At 62.6% G+C, this 25,816-nt stretch carries 13 protein-coding genes; 11 read left to right on the forward strand and 2 right to left on the reverse strand.

Annotated features, from left to right (window positions below):
- Positions 1–2 precede the first annotated feature (2 nt).
- From urtC to LQ232_RS21820, 7 genes are all read left to right on the forward strand, one after another.
- A complete protein-coding gene (gene urtC, locus LQ232_RS21790) occupies positions 3–1,058 on the forward strand; it encodes an urea ABC transporter permease subunit UrtC (protein ID WP_371820364.1) in 1,056 nt (351 codons plus the stop codon).
- A complete protein-coding gene (gene urtD, locus LQ232_RS21795) occupies positions 1,055–1,954 on the forward strand; it encodes an urea ABC transporter ATP-binding protein UrtD (protein WP_230182497.1) in 900 nt (299 codons plus the stop codon). The genes urtC and urtD overlap by 4 nt, the downstream gene beginning before the upstream one ends.
- 6 nt (positions 1,955–1,960) lie before the next feature.
- Positions 1,961–2,665, forward strand: coding sequence for an urea ABC transporter ATP-binding subunit UrtE (gene urtE, locus LQ232_RS21800; RefSeq protein ID WP_230182498.1), 705 nt, complete (start codon positions 1,961–1,963; stop codon positions 2,663–2,665).
- A 137-nt stretch (positions 2,666–2,802) separates the two neighbouring features.
- A complete protein-coding gene (locus tag LQ232_RS21805; protein ID WP_230182499.1) occupies positions 2,803–3,912 on the forward strand; it encodes a PEP-CTERM sorting domain-containing protein in 1,110 nt (369 codons plus the stop codon).
- A gap of 70 nt (positions 3,913–3,982) precedes the next feature.
- The gene (locus LQ232_RS21810) at positions 3,983–4,330 is read left to right on the forward strand and encodes an FKBP-type peptidyl-prolyl cis-trans isomerase (RefSeq protein ID WP_230182500.1); all 348 of its coding nucleotides are present in this window, start codon (positions 3,983–3,985) and stop codon (positions 4,328–4,330) included.
- Positions 4,331–4,346: 16 nt separating this feature from the next.
- Positions 4,347–4,778 carry a DUF1841 family protein gene (locus LQ232_RS21815; RefSeq protein WP_230182501.1) on the forward strand — a complete coding sequence of 144 codons (432 nt, stop codon included), beginning with the start codon at positions 4,347–4,349 and terminating at the stop codon, positions 4,776–4,778.
- 169 nt (positions 4,779–4,947) lie between these two features.
- On the forward strand, positions 4,948–15,600 hold the full coding sequence (locus LQ232_RS21820; protein ID WP_230182502.1) for an Ig-like domain-containing protein: 10,653 nt from the start codon (positions 4,948–4,950) through the stop codon (positions 15,598–15,600).
- A 24-nt stretch (positions 15,601–15,624) separates the two neighbouring features.
- Here LQ232_RS21820 and LQ232_RS21825 read toward each other — a convergent pair whose 3' ends face one another.
- Entirely contained in the window at positions 15,625–16,293 is a 669-nt protein-coding gene (locus LQ232_RS21825) for a cytochrome c (protein ID WP_230182503.1), read from the reverse strand.
- Between the two features lie 102 nt (positions 16,294–16,395).
- On the opposite strand from LQ232_RS21825, the gene LQ232_RS21830 reads away from it, so the two are divergent.
- Complete coding sequence (locus tag LQ232_RS21830) at positions 16,396–17,238, forward strand: MoxR family ATPase (protein WP_230182504.1); 843 nt, start codon at positions 16,396–16,398, stop codon at positions 17,236–17,238.
- Here LQ232_RS21830 and LQ232_RS21835 read toward each other — a convergent pair whose 3' ends face one another.
- Positions 17,239–18,417 carry a diguanylate cyclase gene (locus LQ232_RS21835; RefSeq protein WP_230182505.1) on the reverse strand — a complete coding sequence of 393 codons (1,179 nt, stop codon included), beginning with the start codon at positions 18,415–18,417 and terminating at the stop codon, positions 17,239–17,241. It abuts the gene before it with no gap.
- Between the two features lie 126 nt (positions 18,418–18,543).
- Between LQ232_RS21835 and LQ232_RS21840 the strand changes: the two genes are divergently transcribed.
- The 3 genes from LQ232_RS21840 to LQ232_RS21850 are packed head-to-tail and all read left to right on the forward strand — an operon-like array spanning position 18,544 to position 25,813.
- Positions 18,544–19,716, forward strand: coding sequence for a VWA domain-containing protein (locus LQ232_RS21840; RefSeq protein ID WP_230182506.1), 1,173 nt, complete (start codon positions 18,544–18,546; stop codon positions 19,714–19,716).
- A complete protein-coding gene (locus tag LQ232_RS21845; RefSeq protein WP_230182507.1) occupies positions 19,713–21,602 on the forward strand; it encodes an autotransporter assembly complex family protein in 1,890 nt (629 codons plus the stop codon). Before LQ232_RS21840 ends, LQ232_RS21845 begins: the two co-directional genes overlap by 4 nt.
- Positions 21,599–25,813 (forward strand): translocation/assembly module TamB domain-containing protein, encoded by a 4,215-nt coding sequence (locus LQ232_RS21850; protein WP_230182508.1) that lies wholly within the window; start codon positions 21,599–21,601, stop codon positions 25,811–25,813. The genes LQ232_RS21845 and LQ232_RS21850 overlap by 4 nt, the downstream gene beginning before the upstream one ends.
- Positions 25,814–25,816: the final 3 nt, after the last annotated feature.

Genomic DNA, 25,816 nt, shown 5'->3' on the forward strand with positions numbered 1-25,816 from the left:
TCATGCTGGCCATCATCGTGGTCTGCCTGCTGGTGCCCGTGCTCAACCTGATGGTGCCGGTCGATTCGGCCTTCCACCTGTCGGATTACGCCGTGGGCCTGGTCGCCAAGATCATGTGCTACGCCATCTGTGCGCTGGCCATGGATTTGATCTGGGGTTACACCGGCATCCTGTCGCTGGGCCACGGTTTGTTCTTTGCGCTGGGCGGCTATGCCATGGGCATGTACCTGATGCGCCAGATCGGCCGCGACGGCAGCTACAAGTCTGATCTGCCCGACTTCATGGTCTTCCTGGACTGGAAGGAAGTGCCCTGGCACTGGGCCTGGAGCGAGTCTTTCATCGGCCAGATGCTGCTGGTGATCCTGGTGCCAGGCCTGCTGGCCTTCATCTTCGGCTTCTTCGCCTTCCGCTCGCGCATCAAGGGGGTGTACTTTTCGATCATCACCCAGGCGATGACCTACGCGGCCATGCTGCTGTTCTTCCGCAATGAAACTGGTTTTGGTGGCAACAACGGCTTCACCGATTTCAAGCGCATCCTGAACATCCCCCTGCAGCAACCCTCGACACGCATGGTGCTGTTCATCATCACGGGCTTGACGCTGGTCGGCTTCTACCTGATGGCTCGATGGCTGGTGAACACCAAGTTCGGCCGTGTGCTGCAGGCCATCCGCGATGCCGAGAACCGGGTCATGTTCTGCGGCTACAACCCGCTGGCCTACAAGCTCGCCATCTGGACGTTGTCGGCCGTGATGTGCGGCATCGCAGGCGCCTTGTACGTGCCACAGGTCGGCATCATCAACCCGGGTGAAATGTCGGCCGCGGCGGGCATCGAGATGGCCATCTGGACGGCCGTGGGCGGGCGTGCCTCGCTGATCGGCCCCATCGTTGGCGCCTTCTTCGTCAACGGCGCCAAGAGCTGGCTGACGGTCGCTTACCCCGAGTTCTGGCTGTACTTCCTGGGCCTGCTGTTCATCCTGGTCACGCTGCTGTTGCCGCAAGGCATCGTTGGCGGCCTGAAGAAGTTGTTCAACAAAAACGCACCGGAGACCAAGGCATGACGCCCGATCTGATGGAAGCCGGGGTGCAAACCCTGAACAAGGCCAAGGGCCTGCCCGTGGCGAGCGAGTCGGGTGGCCGCGAGGCCAGCTATGGCCGCGTCCACACGCCCGGCGAGCTGGACCTGGCCCACGGCTCGATCCTCTACGTGGACGACATCACCGTCAGCTTCGATGGCTTCCGTGCGCTGAACAAGCTGTGCCTGAACATCGCGGCCGGCGAGATGCGCTGCATCATCGGCCCCAACGGCGCGGGCAAGACCACGATGATGGACGTGATCACCGGCAAGACCAAGCCAGACGCCGGCACGGCCTATTTCGGTTCAACCATCGACCTGCTGGCCATGCGCGAGAACGAGATCGCCCGCATCGGCATCGGCCGCAAGTTCCAGAAGCCCACGGTGTTCGAGCAACTCAGCGTGTTCGAGAACCTGGAGCTGGCCCTGAAGGCCGACCGCCGCGCGCGCTCGTCGGTGTTCTTCAAGCTGAACAGCGAACAGCTCGACCGCATCGGCGAGATGCTCAAGCTGATCCACCTGCGCGAGCAGGCCCAGCGCACGGCCGGCCTGCTGTCGCACGGTCAGAAGCAATGGCTGGAGATCGGCATGTTGCTGATGCAGGACCCCAAGCTGCTGCTGCTCGATGAGCCTGTGGCCGGCATGACCGACGAGGAAACCGAACGCACCGCCGAACTCTTCCTGTCGCTGGAAGAAGAAGGCTCGCACTCGCTCGTGGTTGTGGAGCACGACATGAAGTTCATCAACGAACTGACCACGCAAGGCAAGAACGCCGCCAAGAAGAAGGTGACGGTGCTGCACGAGGGTTCGGTGCTGGCCGAAGGCACGCTGGCCGATGTGCAGGCCAATGACAAAGTCGTTGAAGTCTATTTGGGTCGCTGATCAATCATGCTGAACGTCGAACAAGTCAATCAATACTACGGCGGCTCCCACATCCTGCGCGGCCTGGGCTTCGAGGCCAAGCTGGGCGAGGTCACTGTGGTGCTGGGCCGCAATGGTGTGGGCAAGACCACCTTGCTGAAAAGCCTGATGGGCGTGGTGTCCATCAAGTCCGGCTCGATCAAGCTGGACGGCCAGCCCATCGACAAGCTCAAGCCCTACGAGCGCGTGCGCCTGGGCGTGGGCTATGTGCCGCAAGGCCGCGAAATCTTTGGCCGCCTCACGGTCGAGGAAAACCTGCAGATGGGCCTGGCCAGCAAATCCGGCGGCACGCCTTTGCCCGAGCAATTGTTCGAACTCTTCCCGGTGCTCAAGCAGATGCTGCACCGCCGTGGCGGTGACCTGTCCGGTGGCCAGCAGCAGCAATTGGCCATCGCCCGCGCTTTGGCGGCCGGCCCCAAGCTGCTGATCCTGGACGAGCCCACCGAAGGCATCCAGCCCAGCATCATCAAGGACATCGGCCGCGCCATCCGCAAGCTGGCCGACGAAGGCCTGAACGGCCAGAAGATGGCCGTGGTGCTGGTGGAGCAGTTTTACGATTTCGCGGCGGAGCTGGCCGACCAGTACCTGGTCATGGAAAGGGGCGAAATCATCAAGCGCGGCCGGGGCGCCGACATGGAAGCCGATGGTGTGCGCCAATTGATGTCCATTTGACAACCCCTAAAAGCGAACTTCTTTTTGGCGGGGAGGCTGAAGCACAATGCAAAACCACGGCGTTCTTATTGTATTGTGTAGAAAAATGCAGCTTAAGCGGCATTAATCGCCGTGAAGCGCCAAATTAGGAAGTGGAAATGAAACGTTTGAGTCCAGCCGCAGCATGTTTGTCGATGGCCCTGACACTGGGGGCCGGTTCCGCTCATGCGCTGAAATACACCTTGACCGACCTTGGAACCTTGCCCGGCGGGTTCTCAAGCCACGGAAGCGCCATCAATAACCAAGGACAAGTCACGGGCTGGTCCGAGGTGTCCATTGGCGAGCACGCATTCATGCAATCCACCAGTGGTTTGGTCGATCTGGGCACCTTGCCCGGTGGCTACAGCTACAGCCATGGCATTTCCATCAATGACCAGGGCGATGTGGTTGGCTTTTCCAACAAGGATTTCGGTGAGGCGCGTGCGTTCTTGTACCGCAATGGACAACTCACCAATTTGGGCGTTTTGCCTGGTGGAATCGACAGCCATGCGCGCGCCATCAACAATTCGGGCCAGGTGGTGGGCCACGCTTCCAATGCGGCAGGAAAGCAGCGTGCTTTCATTTCCAATGGCAGCGGCCTGACCGAACTGGGCGTTTTGCCCGGCGGTGATTCCAGCATCGCGAACGACATCAGCAATAACGGAAAGATCACCGGCTTTGGCACGGACGCTTTGGGCGACAACCACGCGTTCATCTACAGCAACGGCAACATGGTCGACTTGGGCACGCTGCCTGGCGGTCGCAACAGCTATGGCTATGCGATCAACGAAGCCGGGCAAGTGGCCGGCACGGCCACCAACGCCCTGGGCGAGTACCGCTCCTTCATTTCAACGGCTGGTGGTCTGCTTGATCTGGGCACATTGGCCGGCGGCAACACCAGCGGCGCGGCCGCCATCAATGAGTTCGGTCATGTGGTCGGTTCGGCCAACATCGGCACGGGTGCCGTGCACGCCTTCTTGTACAAAGATGGCGTCATGCTGGATTTGAACGACCTGATCGACCCCGCCGACGCCCAAGGCTGGGTGCTGGGCGATGCCACGGGCATCAATGACAGCGGCCAGATCATTGGCCATGGCCGGATCTTTGGCGAATTCCACGCCTTCATCCTCACCCCGTCGGCAGTCCCTGAGCCTGAAACCGTGGCGTTGTTGTTGGCTGGCTTGGGTGTGGTGGGCTGGAATGTTCGACGTCGTCCGATGAATGGCTGATTTCGCCTTGTTGGCTTGGTAGACTAGCTCCCCTGTTTGCTCATCTACCCTGACCTGGAAGGACTCTGCCATGCCCACGACCGCATCCGGCCTGCAATATGAAGACACCGTTGAAGGCGAGGGCGCAGTTGCTCAGGCCGGTACCTACGTTTCCGTGCATTACACGGGTTGGTTGTACGAAGGCGGCGTCAAGGGCGCCAAGTTCGATTCCAGCAAGGATCGCAACGATCCTTTCGAGTTCCCCCTCGGCGCAGGCCATGTGATCCGTGGCTGGGACGAGGGCGTGCAAGGCATGAAGGTGGGCGGCACGCGCACCTTGGTCATCCCGCCTGAACTGGGCTATGGTGCCCGCGGCGCAGGTGGTGTGATCCCGCCCAATGCGACCTTGCTGTTCGAGGTCGATCTGTTGGCCGTTTGATCAGGTCTGACCCATCATGTTCGCCCCTAGTCAGGACCAGGTCCGTCGGTTTTTCTGCGAGGCTTGGGCCAAGCAGCAGGCGGGGCAGGTTCTGACCCCTATCGAGGTGCAGGCCACCGACTGGGTGGCCCAGCATCCTGAATACCACGCCGACCTGGCAGACGCCGAAGCGGCGGTCAAGGCGGTGTACGCGGTGGAAGGCGGTCGGACCAATCCTTTTCTGCACTTGTCCATGCACCTGTCCATCACCGAGCAGGTGAGCATCGACCAACCGCCGGGCATCCGCGCGGCTGTGCAGCGCTTGTCACAACGGCGCAATTCCCTGCACGATGCTCAACACGAGGTCATGGAGGCCTTGGGCGAAATGGTCTGGACTTCCCAGCGAACCGGCCTGCCGTTTGACGGCGCTGCCTACATTGACCGGGTGTTGACGCTCGCCAGTCGCTGACGTCTGCGCTCAAATGTGCCGACTAAGTCACGGAATCGTTCTGCCTTATTGCCTTAAATAGGCCGGCCATTTGTGACTTATGCCGCCCAAATCGAGGGTCAGGCGTCGTTAAGCGCGCAGCCTGCGCCGGTACACTTGAACTGTTACTAACTGTTCAATTGGGCTGGTCATGCCGATCTTGAGTAAATCTGCCGGTACCGTCATCGCTGTGTGGGGCAAGGCGTTCTACCACCTGCCCAATGGCAAATTGGTGCCAGTCAAGGTGGGCGACCACATTGAAGGTGGTGAAGCAATCCTGACCAGCCAGGACGGTATCGTCAAAATCGCGGCCAGCGATGGCCCCACCGTTTTGTTGAAAGCCAAATTGGCGGCCAGCGATACTGACAAGGTCATCGAGGGCCTCAATAACGACGAACTGGATTTCAATACCGCGGCGGGCCTGCAAGGCGGCGGCGGTGGCGGGTTGCTGCCCGGCTTGCGTGTCGATCGGGTTTCTGAATCCGTGACTGGCCAGGAATACCAATACGGCACCGAGCGCGCAGCGCCCACGGTGCCGTTTGCGGCTGTTGAACAGCCCTTGTATCCGGCGGCCGAGGTCGAGGCGCCTCTCGTGCCCATATTGCGTGTCTTGAGCGATCCGGTGGTGGAAGGGCAGGACGCGGTGTTCTCCGTGCAATTGAACGTGGCGTCTGCCGAGTCGATCACGTTTTCGCTGAGCCTGCGGCCCGGTCTTGATCCCGCCACATCGGCGACTTTGTCGGGCGACGACGCGGATATCGGTGAAGTTCAGTATTTCAACAGCGCCACAAATCAGTGGGTCACCTATGTGGCTGGCAGTGAGCTCACCTTCAAACCCGGTGAGACCGAGATTCTGGTGCGTGTGGTCACCAACGACGACAGTGTCCGCGAGTCGCTTGAATACTTCATCCTGAATGCGCACGTGACCAGCGGAACGGTCCAGAACGTTGATGACCTGGGTCAAGCGGACGCTTCCAATGAGATCACGCTGATCGACAACGAGGCACCTCCGTTGACGGCGCAGTTGGACCCCGGCTCTGACAGCGGCACCAAGGGTGATGGCATTACCAACGATTCCACGCCGACGATCCGTGGCACGGGCGAGCCTGGCAACGAAATCATCGTCGTCATGCCTGGCACAGGTGAGACGCTGACGTCCACTGTCCAGCCTGATGGCAGTTGGAGCGTCACACCGCTCACGGAGCTCCCCAACGGCACCAGCGGCACGGCTCAGGTCACTGCGACGGACTCGGCAGGCGACAGCACCACGGTCACGGTGCCATTGAGCATTGACAACGCGCCTCCAGCGGTGTTGACGGCCCAGCTCGATCCGTCGTCCGACAGCGGCGTTCAAGGGGATGGCATCACCAGCGACACCACCCCCACGATCAGCGGCACGGGCGATCCGGGGGCGCAAATCAAGGTGACCATGCCCGGCACTGGCGAAGCTTTGACCACGGTGGTTCAGCCCGATGGCAGCTGGAGCGTTACGCCTGCGCAGGCCATTCCCAATGGCACGACGGGCCAGGTTCAGGTCACCGAGACCGATGCCGCGGGCAATGCAACGCAAACCACGGTTCCCTTGAGTGTTGACACAGGCGCGCCCAACAGTGGCGTTGCCCCATTGGTCACCATCACAGAAGATGCCAACAACGATGGCTTCGTTAATCGAGGCGAGTTGAAGGGCGATGTGGACGTCAAAGTGACGTTCAACCCGTCGCAAGTGAGCCTGGGCGACGTGGTCAAGATCACTTCCGGTGGCGTCACCAACGACGTGACGATCGGGGAAGTGGACTTGGCCAACGGCTTTGTCAGCACCACCTTCCTGGCCCCGGCCAACGGCACGACGATGACGGCGAGCGCCTTCATCATGGATGCCGCTGGTAATGCAAGCGCCTCGGGCGTTGACGTTGCCAAGCTGGATCTGAGTACGCTCAGTGGTTTGAGCGTTGGCATCATCACCGATGCGAACGACGATGGGTTCATCAACCAGAGCGAACTGGCGGGCGGGCAGACGGCTGTTGCTCAGGTCAAGCTCCCACCTGACGCCGTGGCTGGCGATTTGCTGACCATCACCAGCACAGGCAGTTCGACCCAAACCATCACACTGACGCAGTCGCACATCGATGCCGGGCAGTTGCAGGTGAGCGTTCCTGTTCCGGCCAGTGGCGCGGAACTCAAGGTCACCGCGCAAGTGAGTGATGCGGCAGGCAACCAGTCCGCCGTGGCCACCGACCAGGCTGTTGTCGCGACGGATGATATTTTGGCGCCCAAGGTCACGATCGGTGAAGACGCCAACAACGATGGCTTCATCAACAAGGCCGAACTGAACGGCAACATCGACGTGTCGGTGGCCCTGCCTGCCACGGTCAAGGCGGGCGACAGCCTGCTGGTCAGTGCCAATGGCGCCTCCCAAGCCCCCATCGTGCTGACACAAGCCGACATCGACAAGGGCAGCGTGGCCATTCCTGGCATCAGCAGCCCAGGTGAGGGCAGTATCTTGACGGTGACCGCCCAAGTCAAGGATGTGGCGGGCAACCTGGGTGCCATCGGCAGCGACAGCGCCAAGGTGGACACCACGGCGCCTGCGATCCTGACGGCGCAATTGGACCCGGCTTCAGACAGCGGCACCCAAGGCGATGGCATCACCAACGATGCCACGCCCACCATCAGCGGCACGGGCGATGCTGGCGCACACATCAAGGTGACCATGCCCGGCACCGGCGAAGTGCTGACAACCACAGTGCAATCCAATGGCACCTGGACGGTCACGCCCACGCAAGACATTGCCAACGGCACAGTGGGCCAAGCCCAGGTCACCGAGACCGATGCTGCTGGCAACACGACGCAAACCACGGTCTCGCTGAACATCGACACGGGTGTGCCCAACAACGGCGCAGCACCGACCGTGACGATCACGGAAGACGCCAACAACGATGGCTTCATCAACAAGGCCGAGCTGAACGGCAATGTGGACGTGAAGGTGGCGTTCACGCCAGCACAAGTGAGCATTGGTGATGTGGTCAAGGTCACCTCTGGTGGCGTGACCAAAGACATCGTCATCACATTGACCGACCAAGCCAATGGTTTCGTCACCACGACTTTCGCCGCGCCTGCCAATGGCACGACGATGACGGTGAGCTCGCACATTGAAGATTCGGCGGGCAACGTCAGCGCCACAGGCACAGACAGCGCCAAACTGGACCTCAGCACCTTGAGCGGCCTGGGCATCACCCTCAGCACCGATGCCAACAACGATGGCTTCATCAACAAGGCCGAGTTGGCCGGTGGTAGCCAAGTGTTGGCGCAAGTCAAGTTGCCGGCCGATGCCGCCGCAGGCGATGCATTGAGCATCACGGCGACGGGCAATGCACCCCAATCCATCATCCTGACGCAGGCGCAAATCGACGCCGGCCAGGTTCAGGTCAGCCTGACGGCACCGGCCAGCGGCACCGACCTGGTGGCCACGGCGCAAGTGAGCGATGCGGCGGGCAATCAGTCTGCAGTCGTCAGCGACCACGCCATCATCGCCACCGATGACATCTCGGCCCCCAAGGTGACCATCACCACGGACGCCAACAACGACGGCTACATCAACCAAGCTGAACAAGGCGCCAACGCCACCATCGGCGTGCAGATCGATCTGCCTGGCACGGCAAAAGCCGGTGACAGCTTGCTGGTAAACATCAATGGTGCAAGCAAGGCGCCGATTGTTCTGACGCAGGCTGACATCGACAACCACAGCGTGGCCATTCCTGGCGTGACCAGCCCGGGCGATGGCAGCACTTTGACGGTGACCGCCCAAGTCAAGGATGTGGCCGGCAACCTGGGTGCCACCGGCACTGACAGCGCCAAGATCGACACCACCACCTACACCGGCCTGGGCGTCAGCATCACCACGGACGGCAACAACGACGGCTACATCAGCAAGGCCGAGCTGACCGACAACACCATCGGTGTTCGGGTGACCTTGCCCGCTGGGGTTGCCGCAGGCGACACCTTGAGCGTGATGGGCTCGGGCAATGTGGCCCAAGTGCTCACCTTGACGACGGCCCAACTGACAGCCGGCTTTGTTGACCTGAAGTTCAACCCCACCGCCGACAACACCGATTTTGTCGCCACGGCCAGCATCGTGGATGCAGCCGGCAACAGCGCAGGCCCGGTCAGCGATGCGGCCCGGCTGCAGCTGGGCGTGCCCGGCGCCCCCATCGTCACGATTGGCGAAGACGCCAACAACGACGGCTTCATCAACAAAGCCGAGCTGAGCGGCAACATCGACGTGTCGGTGGCCCTGCCTGCCACGGCCAAGGCGGGCGACAGCCTGCTGGTCAGCGCCAATGGCGCCTCCCAAGCGCCCATCGTGCTGACGCAAGCCGACATCGACAAGGGCAGCGTGGCCATCCCTGGCATCAGCAGCCCAGGTGAGGGCAGCACCTTGACGGTGACCGCCCAAGTCAAGGACGTGGCAGGCAACCTGGGGGCCATCGGCAGCGACAGCGCCAAGGTGGACACCACGGCGCCTGCGATCCTGACCGCGCAACTGGATTCTGCTTCGGACAGCGGCACCAAGGGCGATGGCATCACCAACGACGCCACACCCACGATCAGCGGCACGGGCGACCCCGGCGCGCAGATCAAGGTGACCATGCCCGGCACCGGCGAGGTGCTGACAACCACCGTGCAATCCAACGGCACGTGGACAGTCACGCCCACGCAAGACATTGCCAACGGCACCACGGGCCCAGCCCAGGTCACCGAGACCGATGCTGCAGGCAACACAACGCAAACCACGGTCTCGCTGAACATCGACACGGGTGTGCCCAACAACGGCGCAGCCCCGACCGTGACGATCACGGAAGACGCCAACAACGACGGCTTCATCAACAAGGCCGAGTTGAACGGTAGTGTGGACGTGAAGGTGGCGTTCACGCCAGCACAAGTGAGCATCGGCGATGTGGTCAAGGTTACCTCTGGTGGCGTGACCAAGGACGTGACCATCACGGCGCAAGACCAGACCAACGGCTTCGTGAGCACCAGCTTCACGCCAGCCTCTGAAGGCACGACCATGACGGTCAGCGCCGTCATCGTGGACGCTGCCGGCAACACCAGCGCCACCGGCACTGACAGCGCCAAGATCGACACCACCACCTACGCCGGCCTGGGCGTCAGCATCACCACGGATGGCAACAACGACGGCTACATCAGCAAGGCCGAGCTGACTGACAACACCATCGGTGTTCGGGTGACCTTGCCCGCTGGGGCTGCCGCAGGCGACACCTTGAGCGTGATGGGCTCGGGCAATGTGGCCCAAGTGCTCACCTTGACGACGGCCCAACTGACGGCCGGCTTCGTTGACCTGAAGTTCAACCCCACCGCCGACAACACCGATTTTGTGGCCACGGCCAGCATCGTGGATGCAGCCGGCAACAGCGCAGGCCCGGTCAGCGATGCGGCCCGGCTGCAGCTGGGCGTGCCCGGCGCCCCCATCGTCACGATTGGCGAAGACGCCAACAACGACGGCTTCATCAACAAGGCCGAGCTGAGCGGCAACATCGACGTGTCGGTGGCCCTGCCTGCCACGGCCAAGGCGGGCGACAGCCTGCTGGTCAGCGCCAATGGCGCCTCCCAAGCGCCCATCGTGCTGACGCAGGCCGACATCGACAAGGGCAGCGTGGCCATCCCTGGCATCAGCAGCCCAGGTGAGGGCAGCACCTTGACGGTGACCGCCCAAGTCAAGGACGTGGCAGGCAACCTGGGGGCCACCGGCAGCGACAGCGCCAAGGTGGACACCACGGCACCTGCGATCCTGACCGCGCAATTGGACCCGGCTTCAGACAGCGGCACCCAAGGCGATGGCATCACCAACGATGCCACGCCCACCATCAGCGGCACGGGTGACCCCGGCGCACACATCAAGGTGACCATGCCCGGCACTGGCGAAGTGCTGACAACCACAGTGCAATCCAATGGCACCTGGACGGTCATGCCCACGCAAGACATTGACAACGGCACAGTGGGCCAAGCCCAGGTCACCGAGACCGATGCTGCTGGCAACACGACGCAAACCACGGTCTCGCTGAACATCGACACGGGCATGCCCAACAACGGCGCAGCACCGACCGTGACGATCACGGAAGACGCCAACAACGACGGCTTCATCAACAAGGCCGAGTTGAACGGCAATGTGGATGTGAAGGTGGCGTTCACGCCAGCACAAGTGAGCATCGGCGATGTGGTCAAGGTCACCTCCGGTGGCGTGACCAAAGACATCGTCATCACATCGACCGACCAAGCCAATGGCTTCGTCACCACGACGTTCGCCGCGCCCGCCAATGGCACGACGATGACGGTGAGCTCGCACATTGAAGATTCGGCGGGCAACGTCAGCGCCACAGGCACAGACAGCGCCAAACTGGACCTCAGCACCTTGAGCGGCCTGGGCATCACCCTCAGCACCGATGCCAACAATGATGGCTTCATCAACAAGGCAGAACTGGGTGGCAGTCAAACCGTTCAAGCGCTGGTCAAGCTACCTGTGGACGCTGCCGCCGGCGATATCCTGAATGTCACAGCCACGGGCAATGCCGCGCAAGCCATCACCCTGACGCAGGCGCAAATCGACGCCGGCCAGGTTCAGGTCAGCCTGACGGCACCGGCCAGCGGCACCGACCTGGTGGCCACGGCGCAAGTGAGCGATGCGGCGGGCAATCAATCCGCAATCGTCAGCGACCACGCCATCATCGCCACTGACGACATCTCGGCCCCCAAGGTGACCATCACCACGGACGCCAACAACGACGGTTTCGTCAACAAGGCCGAGCTGGGCGCGGGCAACACCATCGCGGTATCGGTCGAGTTGCCTACGACGGCCAAGGCGGGTGACAGCCTGCTGGTCAGCGTCAACGGCGCGGAACAGTCCCCCATCTTGCTGACGCAGGCGAACATCGACAGTCACAGTGTGTCCATTCCTGGCCTGGTCAATCCGGGCGAAGGGGCCAACCTGTTGGTCACCGCGCAGATCAAGGATCTGGCCGGCAACCTGGGTGCCACCGGCACTGACAGTGCCAAGATCGACACCACCACCTACACCGGCCTGGGCGTCAGCATCACCACGGATGGCAACAACGACGGCTACATCAGCAAGGCTGAGCTGACCGACAACACCATCGGTGTTCGGGTGGCCTTGCCCGCTGGGGCTGCAGCAGGCGACACTTTGAGCGTGATGGGCTCGGGCAATGTGGCCCAAGTGATCACTTTGACAACGGCCCAACTGACGGCCGGCTTTGTTGACCTGAAGTTCAACCCCACCGCCGACAACACCGATTTTGTTGCCACAGCCAGCATCTTGGATGCAGCCGGCAACAGTGCAGGCCCGGTCAGCGATGCGGCCCGATTGCAGCTGGGCGTGCCCGGCGCCCCCATCGTCACGATTGGCGAAGACGCCAACAACGACGGCTTCATCAACAAGGCCGAGCTGAGCGGCAACATCGACGTGTCGGTGGCCCTGCCTGCCACGGCCAAGGCGGGCGACAGCCTGCTGGTCAGCGCCAACAGCACGGCACAAGCCCCGATCGTGCTGACGCAAGCCGACATTGACAAGGGCAGTGTGTCCGTGCCCGGCATCACCAACCCTGGCGAAGGCAGCACCTTGACGGTGACGGCCCAAGTCAAGGACGTGGCGGGCAACCTGGGGGCCACCGGCACCGACAGCGCCATCATCGACACCACACCTCCGTCAGTCCTGACAGCGCAGCTGGACCCAGCCTCCGACAGCGGCACCAAAGGCGATGGCATCACCAACGACGCCACGCCCACCATCAGCGGCACGGGCGATGCTGGCGCACACATCAAGGTGACCATGCCCGGCACCGGCGAAGTGCTGATCACCACGGTCCTGCAGAACGGCACCTGGACAGTCACGCCCACGCAAGACATCCCCAACGGCACCATGGGCCAAGCCCAGGTCACCGAGACCGATGCTGCTGGCAACACGACGCAAACCACGGTCTCGCTGAACATCGACACGGGTGTGCCCAACAACGGCGCAGCACCGACCGTGACGATCACGGAAGACGCCAACAACGACGGCTTCATCAACAAGGCCGAGTTGAACGGCAATGTGGACGTGAAGGTGGCGTTCAACCCAGCACAAGTGAGTATTGGTGATGTGGTCAAGGTCACCTCTGGTAGCGTGACCAAGGACGTGATCATCACGGCGCAAGACCAGACCAACGGCTTCGTGAGCACCAGCTTCACACCAGCCGCTGAAGGCACAACCATGACGGTCAGCGCCGTCATCGTGGACGCTGCCGGCAACACCAGTGTCCCCGGCACTGACAGCGCCAAGATCGACACCAGCCCCGCAATGCTTGACCTGGACGCTGATAACTCCAGCGGCATCACCGGCACCGGCTATGCCACCAGCTACACCGAAGGTGCGGCGCCGGTTCGTTTGTCGGACGTGGACATCAGCCTGTCCAGCTCGCACCCCATGCAGCTGACGGGTGCCACCATCAAGCTCACCAACGCGCAAGCTGGTGACGTACTGTCGGTGGTTGATGCCTTGCCTTCTGGCATCACGGCCACCGTGGCAGGCACCACGGTCACCCTGAGCGGCACGGCTTCCCTGGCCGATTACCAGGCGGCGATCCGCGACATTGGCTTCTCCAGCACTTCGCACAACCCGTCCACCGTGAATCGCACGGTGGAAGTCATCGTGACCGATGGGACCAGTCTGAGCAACACCGCGCAGGCCGTTGTGCAGGTCATCGCCGTGAATGATGCGCCCGTGGTCGGCAATGCCGTCGGCCAATTGTCGGAAGAGGGGCTGCCTGGTGGCCTGAAGGACAGTGCCGGCTCGGGTGATGACACCGACAGCGCCACCATCAGCGGCCAGATCACCATGAGTGATGCCGATTCGACCATCACCTCGGTGACCTTGACCGCACCCACCGACCCTGTCCTGACCACCAGTGGTCAGCAAGTCGTGTGGAGCAGCGATGGCCATGGCGGCTTGATCGGCAAGGACGGCACTGGCGCCAGCGCGAGCACGGTGTTCACCGTGTCCATCGACAATGCCGGCAACTACTCGGCGCAACTGCTGGCGCCCTTGCACCATTCGCAGGCTGGCGAAGACACCCTGAACCTCAGCTTCGGCGTCACTGCCAGTGATGGGGCCAAGACCGGCCAAGGCAACCTCACCATTCAGGTGCAGGACGATGCACCCGGCGTCTTGGGGCCGGTCACGAATTCGGTGGTGACGATCAATACCAATCTGATGCTCACGCTCGACGTGTCGGGCAGCATGAGCGATGTCATCGCTGGCGGCACGCAAACGCGCCTGGAACTGGCCGTGGCGTCCATCAAGACCTTGCTGGATAAATACGACCAGATCGGCGATGTGGCTGTGCGCCTGGTGACCTTCTCGAGCACCGCGCAAACCTTGGGCAGCACCTGGCTCACCGTCAGCGCGGCCAAGAGCCTGCTGGCCTCAATCACTGCCAACGGCAGCACCAACTATGACGCTGGTTTGACCACGGCCCAAACCGCCTTCAACACCACGGCCGGCAAGCTGGCAGGCGCCCAAAACGTGGGTTACTTCTTCTCGGATGGCAACCCCACGGTGTCCGGCACCAACAGCTCCGAAGAAGCCACTTGGGTCAAGTTCCTCAACGACAACCAGATCAAGTCCTACGCCATCGGCCTGGGCTCTGGCATTTCAGCAACCTACCTCAACCCCATTGCCCACGATGGCCAGGCCGGTGAGAACCTCAATGGCACCGTGGTCACCAACCTCAACCAGCTGGATGCGGTCTTGTCGGGCACCGTCAAGGAAGCCGCGGTGGGCAAGTTGTTCACGGCTGGTTCCGTCATGGATTTGCCCGGCGGCGCCGATGGCTTCTCGCATGTGCAGAGCATCACCATTGATGGCCATGTCTACACCTACGATGCGGCCAATCCGGTGATCACCGTGGCCACCAGCGTGGGCGCCCTGACCTTGCACATGGACACCGGCGAGTACACCTACGCCGCACCGGGCGGGCAGGGCGCTTCGGGCTTGACGGAAACCTTCACCTATTCGCTGGCCGATGGCGATGGCGACACCACCTCGTCGACCTTGACGATCCTGGTTGAAGCCACCAATGTGCAGGCCGGCACCACCGCGATCGACACCTTCAATGGCACGAGCGGCGCCGACATCCTGATGGGCCGCGAAGGCAACGACATCATGAACGGTGGCTTGGGTGATGACCGCGTGTATGGCAACGCCGGCAACGATGTCCTCAACGGCGGTGACGGCCGTGACACCCTCAACGGCGGCTTGGGCAATGACACCCTCAACGGTGGCAATGACAACGACATCCTGGTTGGCGGGCCTGGCAGCGATGTCCTGACCGGTGGACTGGGTTCGGACACCTTCGCCTGGCACTTTGCCGACCCTGGTGTGGCCACCACCTTGGGCCGCGCGGTCGACACCATCAAGGACTTCAACGTGGCGCCAGTGGCCGACGGTGGCGACGTGCTGGACCTGCGCGATCTGCTGCAAGGTGAGAACACCACCGGCGGCAGCGGCAACTTGCACAACTACCTGGATTTCGACACGTCCACACCTGGCAGCACGGTGGTTCACATCAGTGCCACGGGCGGGTTCAGCAATGGGACCTACACCTCCGGGCAAGAGACGCAACGCATCGTGTTGGAAGGCGTCAACCTGCGCACGGACATGGGCCTGGCCAGCACGGCCACCGACGACCAGGTCATCGTGAAGTTGCTGCAGCAGAACAAGCTGCTGGTCGACGGCTGATCAGGCGAAGAAAGCGGTGCCGGCTCAGCGGAACTTGGCTTGGGGCACCGTCTTCAAGTCGCTGGGCAAGCCACCGATGTAGTGCGCCAGCAATTTCAACTCGGGCAAGGTGAACATCTTGGCCTGGGCAGCCATGATCGGGTTGCCTCGTCCAATGGGGCCTTTGCCGTCGGTCTGGTAAGACTTCAAGGCCACGAACAAGTAATCTTCGTATTGACCCGCCAGCTTGGGATACACGTCGATCGGCTTGTTCAGATCGGCGCCATGGCATGACGAGCAATTGCCTTTTTTCAGCAGCGCGTCAATTTCAGCATTGGGCGCAACGCTTTTGGAAGCGTGGGCCGGCAGGTTCTTGCCATTGCCTTCGTAATAAACGGAGATGTCGGCAATGTCCTGATCAGTCAGCGATGCCGCGATGCCGCGCATGGTGGGATGCTTGCGCTCACCCTTTTTGTAGGCGTTCAGGGCCGAAGCGATGTATTTGGCGCTCTGGCCTGAAATCATCGGCACGCGGTGGATTTCCGGAAAGCTGGCCTGGTACCCGATGATCCCGTGGCAGCCAATGCACATGGCCACTTTCTTCTGCGCCGCGACCGGATCACCTGGTTTGGTCTCCTGGGCGTGTGCTGCCCCAGTCAGCAGGCCTGCAATCGCAAGGCTCAGGGAACAAATCAGGGAAGGCAGTGTTTTCATGGTTCTGGCGGGGAAAATGCGGGCAGGTGAAAAAACACGAATCGCGCCATTATAGAGAGCACCCTATACTCGAATACAGGATCAACCCGGTTGAGCAATCACATGAAGTTTCAAGGCACGGACCAATACGTCGCGACAGACGACCTCAAACTGGCGGTCAACGCCGCGCTGACGCTTCAGCGCCCCCTGCTGATCAAGGGTGAGCCCGGCACCGGCAAAACCATGCTGGCCGAAGAAGTCTCGCAAGCCCTGGGCATGCCACTGTTGCAATGGCACATCAAATCGACCACCAAGGCACAGCAAGGCCTCTACGAGTACGACGCCGTCAGCCGCTTGCGCGACAGCCAGCTGGGCGAGGAAAAGGTCAAGGACATCCACAACTACATCGTCAAGGGTGTGCTGTGGCAGGCGTTTGCTGCCGACCAGCAGGTCGCCTTGCTGATCGACGAAATCGACAAGGCCGACATCGAGTTCCCGAACGACCTGCTGCGCGAAATCGACCGCATGGAGTTCTACGTGTACGAGACGCGCCAGTTGGTCAAGGCCAAGCACCGGCCCCTGGTCATCATCACATCCAACAACGAGAAAGACCTGCCGGACGCTTTCTTGCGCCGCTGCTTCTTCCACTACATCCGCTTCCCAGACGCCACGACGATGAAGAAGATCGTGGACGTGCACTTCCCCAACATCAAGCAGGATTTGCTGGCCACGGCCATGCGCCACTTCTACGAGGTGCGCAACCTGCCGGGTTTGAAGAAGAAGCCCAGCACCTCCGAGCTGATCGACTGGCTCAAGTTGCTGTTGGCCGAAGACATCCCCCTGGAAGTATTGCAAAGCAAGGACGACAAGGCCAGCGTGCCGCCTTTGGTGGGCGCTTTGCTCAAGAACGAGCAAGACCTGAGCTTGTTCGAGCGCCTGGTGGCCATGGCCCGCAACAACCGCTGATCAAGCGGCCACGCGGTCTGGTGCGCTGACCACCTTGTTGCGGCCCTCGGCCTTGGCTTGGTACAGCGCATCGTCTGCCCGGCGCAGCAGCGAGGCCAGGGCCTCCAGCGAATCATTGGCCGTGGCCAGCCCGGTGCTGATCGTGACCGTGATGGTCTCGTCGGCCCAGGGGATGTTGATCTGGCTGATCGCGTGACGCAGTCGCTCGGCGGCCAGCAGCGCGCCTTCGTGCAGCGTGTGGGGCAACAGAACGCAGAATTCTTCGCCGCCAAAACGGGCCACACGGTCTACTTCACGGGCTTGCGCCTGAAGAGCTTGCGACACCGCGCAGAGCACCGCGTCACCGGCCGCATGACCGAGGCGGTCGTTGATGCGCTTGAAGTGGTCGATGTCGACCATCAACACGGTGAAGGGCTCGCCAAAGCGGTGCAGGCGCTGGGCCTCGCGGTCCAGCAGGTATTCAATGGCACGGCGGTTCAGCAGGCCGGTGAGCGCGTCGTGGTGGGACAGGTGTTCCAGGCGCCGCACCAACCGTGTGACGACGATGTAACCCAAGACGAAGGCCGACAAAATCGACACCATCACGCTGGTGAACACCACGCCCACCTGGGCAAGCTGCACATTGCTCATCAACCACGGCCAAGCCACGCCGAGCCACAACTCGCCCACGGCCAGACCGGCGAACATCAGGGCCGCGCAGGTCAGAAGCGCCGAATGCACCCAGGCGGTGCCAATTTGGAACTCTGCGCGCAGAGGGACGAAGCATTCGCGGGCCGTGCGCCACATCACCCAGCCAATCACCGCGCTGCTGACCACGATGCCGGCGGTTCTCCAACCCAGGGGCAGGCACACGCCAAGGCAGAACAAGGTGGCGCCCAATCCGAGGACCAGGTGCGAGCCATCCGTGTGCCGCAACTTCAGAAAAGCCTGCAGGCCGCGCCGCAACGACACCGCGCCATGCACCACCAGCACGCAGGCCAGCAAGGCCAGCGGCGTTTGGGGCCAACCATCGTTGAACACCATGCAGGCCAGCGCCAACCCATTGGACAGGCTGGCCACCAGCCAGTGCATCGCGGCCTTGCGTGAAAGCCCCAGCCACGTGCCTGCCGCCCACCACATCAGCGTGGTCAGGCCGTGCGTCAGCAGCACGAAAGCCAAAAGCAGGTGGCGTACTTCCATGATCAAACCTTAACGGAGCTCTACCCCGTTATGCCGACAGGGGCAACCCTGAAGGGTTAAAAGATGCCATGCGTCTGCACGACGCCAGTAAAAGGCCAAAATAGACGGCAATTCGCAGGATTTCATATGCTCATCGACTTCTTCTTCGCATTGCGTTCAGCTCGGCTGCCGGTCACCATCCCGGAGTACCTCAGCTTGCTGGAGGCCATCAAGCTCGATGTGATCGAACCGTCGGTGGATGAGTTCTACCACTTGGCACGGATGTCACTTGTAAAGAATGAAACCCACTTCGATAAATTTGACCGGGCGTTTTCCACCTATTTCAGGGGTGCGAGCGCTGCGGTCGACCTGACTCGTGAAATACCTCTCGAATGGCTGCGCAAGCGATTCGAGCGCGAATTGAGCGCGGCGGACAAGGCCGCCATCGAAGCCATGGGCTGGGACAAGCTCATGGACCGCCTCAAAGAGCTGTTCGAAGAGCAAAAAGAACGCCACGAAGGCGGCAACAAGTGGATTGGCACGGGCGGAACTTCGCCCTTTGGCGCACATGGCTACAACCCCGAGGGCATCCGCATCGGGCAGGGCAAATCCCGGCACCGCAGCGCGGTCAAAGTGTGGGACAAGCGCGAGTTCAAGGACTACGACGACATGGTCGAGCTGGACACGCGCAACATCAAGGTGGCTTTGCGCCGTCTGCGCAAGTTCGCGCGCCAGGGTGCGGCCGAAGAGTTTGCTCTGGACGCCACCATCCAGGCCACGGCCGCCAATGCCGGCATGCTGGACATCAAGATGGTGCCCGAGCGCCACAACACGGTCAAAGTGCTGCTGTTGATGGACGTGGGCGGCTCCATGGACGACCACATCCACCGCGTCGAAGAAATGTTCTCGGCCGCCAAGAGCGAGTTCAAGCACCTGGAGTTCTACTATTTCCACAACTGCGTCTACGACTTCATGTGGAAGAACAACCACCGGCGCTTCTCTGAAAAAATCCCCACCTGGGACATCATCCGCAAGTACAACAAGGACTACAAGCTGATCTTCGTGGGTGATGCCACCATGAGCCCTTACGAGATCCTGCAGGCGGGTGGCAGCGTTGAGTACAACAATGACGAAGCTGGGGCAGAGTGGATCCAGCGCCTCACGCACGCCTTTCCTCACCATGCCTGGATCAACCCGGAACCGGCTGGCGTCTGGGGTTACCGGCAAAGCATTTCGATCATGCAGCAACTGGTGGGCAACCGGATGTTTCCTCTGAGCCTGCAGGGGCTGGAAGGCGCGATGCGGTTGTTGAGCAAATGATCGTTCGCTTCCTGGTCCTGACCTGTGTCGCCTGGGGCTTGATGCCCTTGGGCGCGTGGGCGCAAGAAGCCGCTGGCCCGCTGCCGCCCGAGGCGGCCGCCAGTGCGGCCCAGGCCCCGCGGGCTGCGCGGCGTCCACCCTTGGTCTGGAAGCTCGAGATCGAAGCGCCGGGTGCGCTTGACACCTTGCTGAGCAACTACCTGGACTTGGCGCGTTACCAGCAGGAGGCCACTGCCGAGGGCGATGCGGCCGCGGGTATCGCCATTCGCCGCAGCGAGCTGCGCCGACTCGTGGCCGCCGCGCCCGATCAGGCGCGTGGCCTGCTGGAAGCGCAGGGCTATTTCGCAGCGCAGATCCACACCAGCGTGTCCGACGAGGTCGAAGGGCAGCCCCTGGTCATCAAGCTGGTGGTTGAGCCCGGCCCTCGCACCCGGGTGAGCCGCGTGCAAATGGTGTTTGAAGGCGAGCTGGACACCGCCTTGTCCAAAGATGAGGCCGCGGCCAAAGCCCTGGTGGCCGACCTGGAATCCGAGTGGGCTTTGCCCGCAGGCACCATCTTCACGCAGCCCACCTGGTCGGCGGCCAAGAACGGCATGCTGGCGCAGATGCGGGCCGAAGGTTATCCCCTGGCCACCTGGAGCGGTACCTCGGCCACGGTCGATGCCTCCACCAGAACAGCCGCCTTGTTCGTGGTGGCCGACAGCGGCCCGCTTTTTCATTTTGGTGACACCTACATCGAGGGGCTGAAGGTGCAGCCTGCCTCGGCGATCCTCAACCTGTCGCCGTTTGCCAAAGGCGAGGTCTACCGCGAGCAAGCTTTGCTGGATTTCCAGGAGCGCGTGCAAAAGCTCAACCTGTTCGACAGTGTCTTCATCAATATGGAGCCTGATCCCAGCCGGGCCGATGGGGCGCCCGTGACGATCCAGGTCCATGAGCTGCCCTTGCAGCAAGCCACGGTGGGCGTGGGCGTGAGCAGTGACACGGGCCCCCGCATCTCGGTTGAGCACCTGCACCGCCACGTCTTCAACAAGGACTGGCAAGCCAAGACCAAATTGCAGCTGGCCAAGATCGATTCCAGTTTGCAGGTGGACCTGATCTCGCATCCCCAACCCGGGCGCAAGCGCTGGCTGGTGTCGGGGCAGTTGGCGAAAGAGACCGACACCTCCGACGCGGTGACCACCAGCGAGCGCTTGCGCTTCGGCCAGTTGCGCGAAGGTGATCGGCTGGAGATGACCCGCTATGTGGAGTACCAAAGCGCGCGCGTCAAGTCGAAAGCCGGCGAGCAGGTGTCTGATGCATCAGCCATCAGCGGCACCTTGCAGTACGCCTGGCGTGATGTCGACAGCCAGACTTTGCCGACCACCGGCATCACGGCCTTGACTTCGGTGGGCGTGGGCCAAAGTTTTGCCACGCGCGAAAGCTCGGGCCTGTTCAGCCGCCTGTATGGGCGCCTGACCTGGTACAAGCCTTTGCCCTGGGGTTGGGATGCCACCACGCGCGTCGAGGGTGGGCGTGTGCTGTCGAGCGAATCGGTCAGCATCCCCGATCCCTTGCTGTTCCGCGCGGGCGGAGACGAATCGGTGCGCGGCTATGGCTACCGCTCGATCGGGGTGACCCGCGATGGCGCCCTGGTGGGCGGCCGGGCCATGACAACCTTCAGCGGCGAGTTGGCACACCCCTTCCTTAAAAAGTATCCCAGCATTCTGGGCGCCGTGTTTTTTGACGCAGGCGGGGTCGCTGACCAGTTTGCCGACATCAAGTTGCAACGCGGTTATGGTGCCGGCATCCGGTGGCGCAGTCCCGTCGGGCCTTTGAAGTTCGACCTGGCTTATGGCGAACAGACCCGCAGCTTCCGTGTCCACTTCAGCGTGGGGATCACGCTTTGAATCAGCCCGCCGCCTTGCCCACCCGTGCCTGGCTGTCGGTCTGGGTGCGCCCGCTTTGGCTGGTGATGGCTTTGCTGGTCTTGATCGCACTGGGCCTGGGCGGCATGTGGTGGGCCTTGCACCAGGAGGCCGCCACCGCGCGCCTGCTGTCGGTGCTGCCGGGTGTGAAGGTGATCGAGCCCAAAGGCGGCTTTCTGCAGGATTTCAGCGCCCAGCGCGTGGAGATCAGTCTGCCCCGTGGATCAAGCCTGGTGCTGGTGGAGCCTCATTGGCAAGGCGTGCGCTTTCGGCACGATGGCTCGGTGTCCGGGCAGGTGGGTGTGACGATTGATGCCTTGCAGGCGCGCAGTGTCAATTTGCATTGGGTCAGTGCTCCGGCGTCCAAGACGCCCAGTCCCGCACCCACCGACTTTGACCTGCCCGTGTCGGTCCGTTTGAAAGCCGTCACCGTGGGGTCGTTTCGCAGCAATCTGCTGGACCCTCAGGCCTTGCTGGACCTGAACGCCCGCATCAACCTGCAAGAGTCTGTCGGCTCTGGGCACGAGCACCAGGTGGTGTTGAACAACCTGGCGGTGCATGGCTGGCGCTTGAAAGGCCAGGCGGCCTTGGGCACCCGCAGGGCCATGAACCTGGACCTGAGCCTGGGCGCCGATCATCCTGCGGCGGGTGCGGGCGGCATTGACATCGGGGCTGCGCAGTTGCGCTTGAAGGGGCCTTTGCAGAAGCTGGCAGCCAACGGGCAAGTGCAGCTGGGCCAGGGCACGGAAGCGGCGCAAAGCTTGAGCATGTCGGGCGAGGTAGCCCCTTTTGCCGCCTGGCCTGTGCCCAGCTTGGACATGCAGGCCCATGGCCTGAACCTGTCGATGCTGTGGCCCGCATTGCCTGACACGGCCTTGTCGGGCAAGGTGTCGGTGCAGCCCACGCCGCAGAGTGCCCAACGCAGGGTGCCCGACCTGGCGGTGGACATCGCGCTGAGCAATGCCAAACCGGGCCCATGGGACGCCCGGGCCTTGCCTTTGTTGCGCCTCGTTGGTCAAGTAGCCTTGCCGATCGCCGCCACGGGCCCATCGGCCGGGCAATTGGGCAGCCTGGGCCAGTCCGGGCATGTGGCTTTGGCGCTGACCTTGCCCAGGACGGGCAAGCAGGCGCCAGGCTCCGTGCAGGTCAATGGCGCCTGGGACCTGGTCACGCCCCAGAAAACGAATTTGCAGGCCGACATCGTGGGCTTGGAGCCCCAGGCCTTGGACGGCCGCTCGCCCCCACTGCAGCTTCAAGGCCGCGTCAATGTTCAATCAGCCACCTCCACAGGCAAGGCCTGGGAGCGCTGGGCCGTGTTGGCTGATTTGAAGGGGCTGTACAACAAAGGGCCAGGCACACCGACCCATCCCGTGGCCTTGAACCTGGCTGGGCACTGGTCGCCAGACCTGATCGACGTCAAGAGCTTGAGCCTCAGCTCAGGCGCGGCGCTGGCCAAGTTGACCGGCCAGGCCAGCCAGACCGACCAAGCCCCGTGGCGGGCCAAGGGCGTGCTGGAGTTGTCCAACTTCGACCCACAGCTGTGGATGCCGTGGCCCGACAAGGCCACGGGCACCAACCGGCTGCAGGGCCGCCTTCAATTCGAGGCCGATGCCTTGGCGCAGGGCGAGATGACGGGGCGCCTGGATCCCAGCCAGTTGGCGGGCATCCCGCTGAATGGTCTTTTGAGCTGGAAGGCGCCCGCGGGCCAGCCCGACATGGGCTTCAAGGTTGACCTCAACGTGGCGGGCAACCAGCTGGGTTTGACGGGGACGGTGCCGGTGGAGCGTTCCGCGCAAGACGGTGTTCAGTGGGCGGACACCCGGCCCGTGCGTGGGCAGCTTCAACTTCAGGCGCCTGCGCTCCAGGCCTTGCAGCCCTTGGCCCAATGGTGGGGTTGGCGCGATCTGCAAGGCAAGGCGCAGGGTGAGCTCACCGCCGAAGGCGTCTGGCCCGCCATGTCCACCCAGGGACATTTGGACATGAGCGGTTTGCAGGGCAAGGATGCGGGCGGAACGCTGTATTCACTGGAGCAAGCCGAAGGCCGCTGGCGAGTCAACACCGGCCAGATGTCGGCGCAATCCGAGGGGCGCGTGACCATTCGCCAGGCCAAGGTCGGCGGGACCACGCTGGAGCAGTTCACCGCGGCGCTGGATGGCAGCGCCCATTCGCACCGGCTGGTGGCCCAGGGCGACGTCCACTTGCCTATGCGGCAGGAAAAGTCGAACCAGCCCGAACCCGTGCCAAGGGTGCACCTGGACCTGTCGGTCTCCGGTGGCGTGCTGGGATCGTTCGAGGGATGGAAAGGCCAGTTGCAGAAGCTGAGCGTGGTCACCATCGAGCCTGCGCCAAGGGCTCTGTTGTCTGCCGAATCGGTCGATGTGCACTGGGCCTCGACCAAGGAAGACCGCCGCCTGGCGGTCAGCCCCACCCTGGTCTCGCTGATGGGGGCGGGCCTGAAGATCCAGGAGTTGACTTGGCGCGAGCCGCGGCAAGCCGGTGTGGCGGGCGGGCAAACCAAGGTCACCATCGACCTGGAGCCCATCAAGCTGGCCGATGTGCTGGCGCGCTGGCAGCCTCAGGCTGGCTGGGGTGGGGACCTGACCGTGGTGGGTCAGTTGCGCATGCAGCACAGTGCGGAGCAGCCCTGGCAGGTGGATGGCTACCTGGCCCGGCGTGACGGCGACCTGAGCCTGGCCGAGACCGCGATCGAAGGCAACTTGGTTCAAACACTGGGCATCAGGCAAGCACGCCTGGAGCTCAAGGCCCGTGAAGGTGTCTGGACTTTGTCCGAGCAGTTTGACGGCCGCGTGGTGGGCTTGGTGAACGGCCAGCAAACCGTGCGATCCCAGTCGCGGGACAGTCTGCCCTCGGCCCAGGACAGCCTGTCGGGCACCCTTGAAGTGAAGATTGACAACCTGCGCCCTTGGGGCGTGTGGGCACCGCCAGGATGGCGGCTGGCTGGACAGGTGCAAGCCAATGCCGTGCTGTCTGGTACCTTGGGCGCGCCCTTGTACAAAGGCCAGGTGAATGGCCAGAACCTGGGGGCCAGCCAGGCCTTGATGGGCGTCAACTTGTCCGATGGCGTTTTGCAGTTGAGCCTGGATGGTGACCATGCCCACTTGGCCCAGCTCAAAGCCAAAGGCGGTGAGCACGGCGGCACCATCAGCCTGGATGGGGATGCCCTGCTGGGTGCCCAGCCCGAAGCCCGGCTGAACCTGTCGCTTGACCGCTTTGCCTTGCTGCAGCGGGTGGACCGCCGGCTGCTGGTCAGTGGGCAGGGCAAGCTGATCCTGGGCGCGGAAGACATCAAGGCCGATGGCCGCTTCGTGGTCGACGAAGGATTGATCGACATCAGCAGGGCCGATGCCCCGACCATTGGCGACGACGTCAATGTCATCAACCGGCCCGGTGATGTGCCGGCGAATGGCGAGCAGACCGCGGATATGGGCGCCGTGTCTCCCAAACGCAAGGTCCAGGCAAACATCGAGGTGGACCTGGGCTCCAAACTGCGGCTCAAGGGCCGGGGCTTGAACGCGGTGTTGGTCGGCAAGCTGAACCTGACCACGCCCAATGGCCGGATGGCCGTGCACGGCACAGTCAGGACCGAGTCAGGCTCTTACGTCGCGTACGCACAAAACCTCGTGATCGAACGAGGCTCCATCGCGTTCACCGGGCCCATCGACAACCCCCGGCTGGACATCCAGGCCATGCGGGCCGAATCACCCACGGCGGCGGCCTCTGACGTGAAGGTGGGCGTCACCATCACCGGCACGGCGCAAGACCCGCGCGTGCGCTTGTATTCAGATCCGACCATGTCCGAGACCGAGAAGCTATCCTGGCTGATCCTGGGCCGTGGGCCGGCTGGACTGGGGGGCGCCGACATCGGCTTGCTGCAAACCGCTGCATCGGCCTTGCTGGCAGGTGAGGGCGGCTCGCCCAAGGATTCGGTGCTGGGCGCGATTGGCCTGGACGAGTTGTCGGTGCGCCAGACCGAGAACGGCGATGCGCGGGAAACCGTGGTCAACGTGGGCAAGCAGATCTCACGCAAGTGGTATCTGGGCTATGAGCGCAGCCTGAACGAGACCGCGGGCAACTGGCAACTGATCTACCGCTTGGCGCAGCGCTTCACCTTGCGGGCGCAGGCCGGGCAAGACAACGCGCTGGACCTGATCTGGTCGTGGCGGTTTGACTGACGC

The sequence above is a fragment of the Aquabacterium sp. CECT 9606 genome, assembly GCF_918741295.1.
Classification (GTDB): domain Bacteria; phylum Pseudomonadota; class Gammaproteobacteria; order Burkholderiales; family Burkholderiaceae_C; genus Aquabacterium.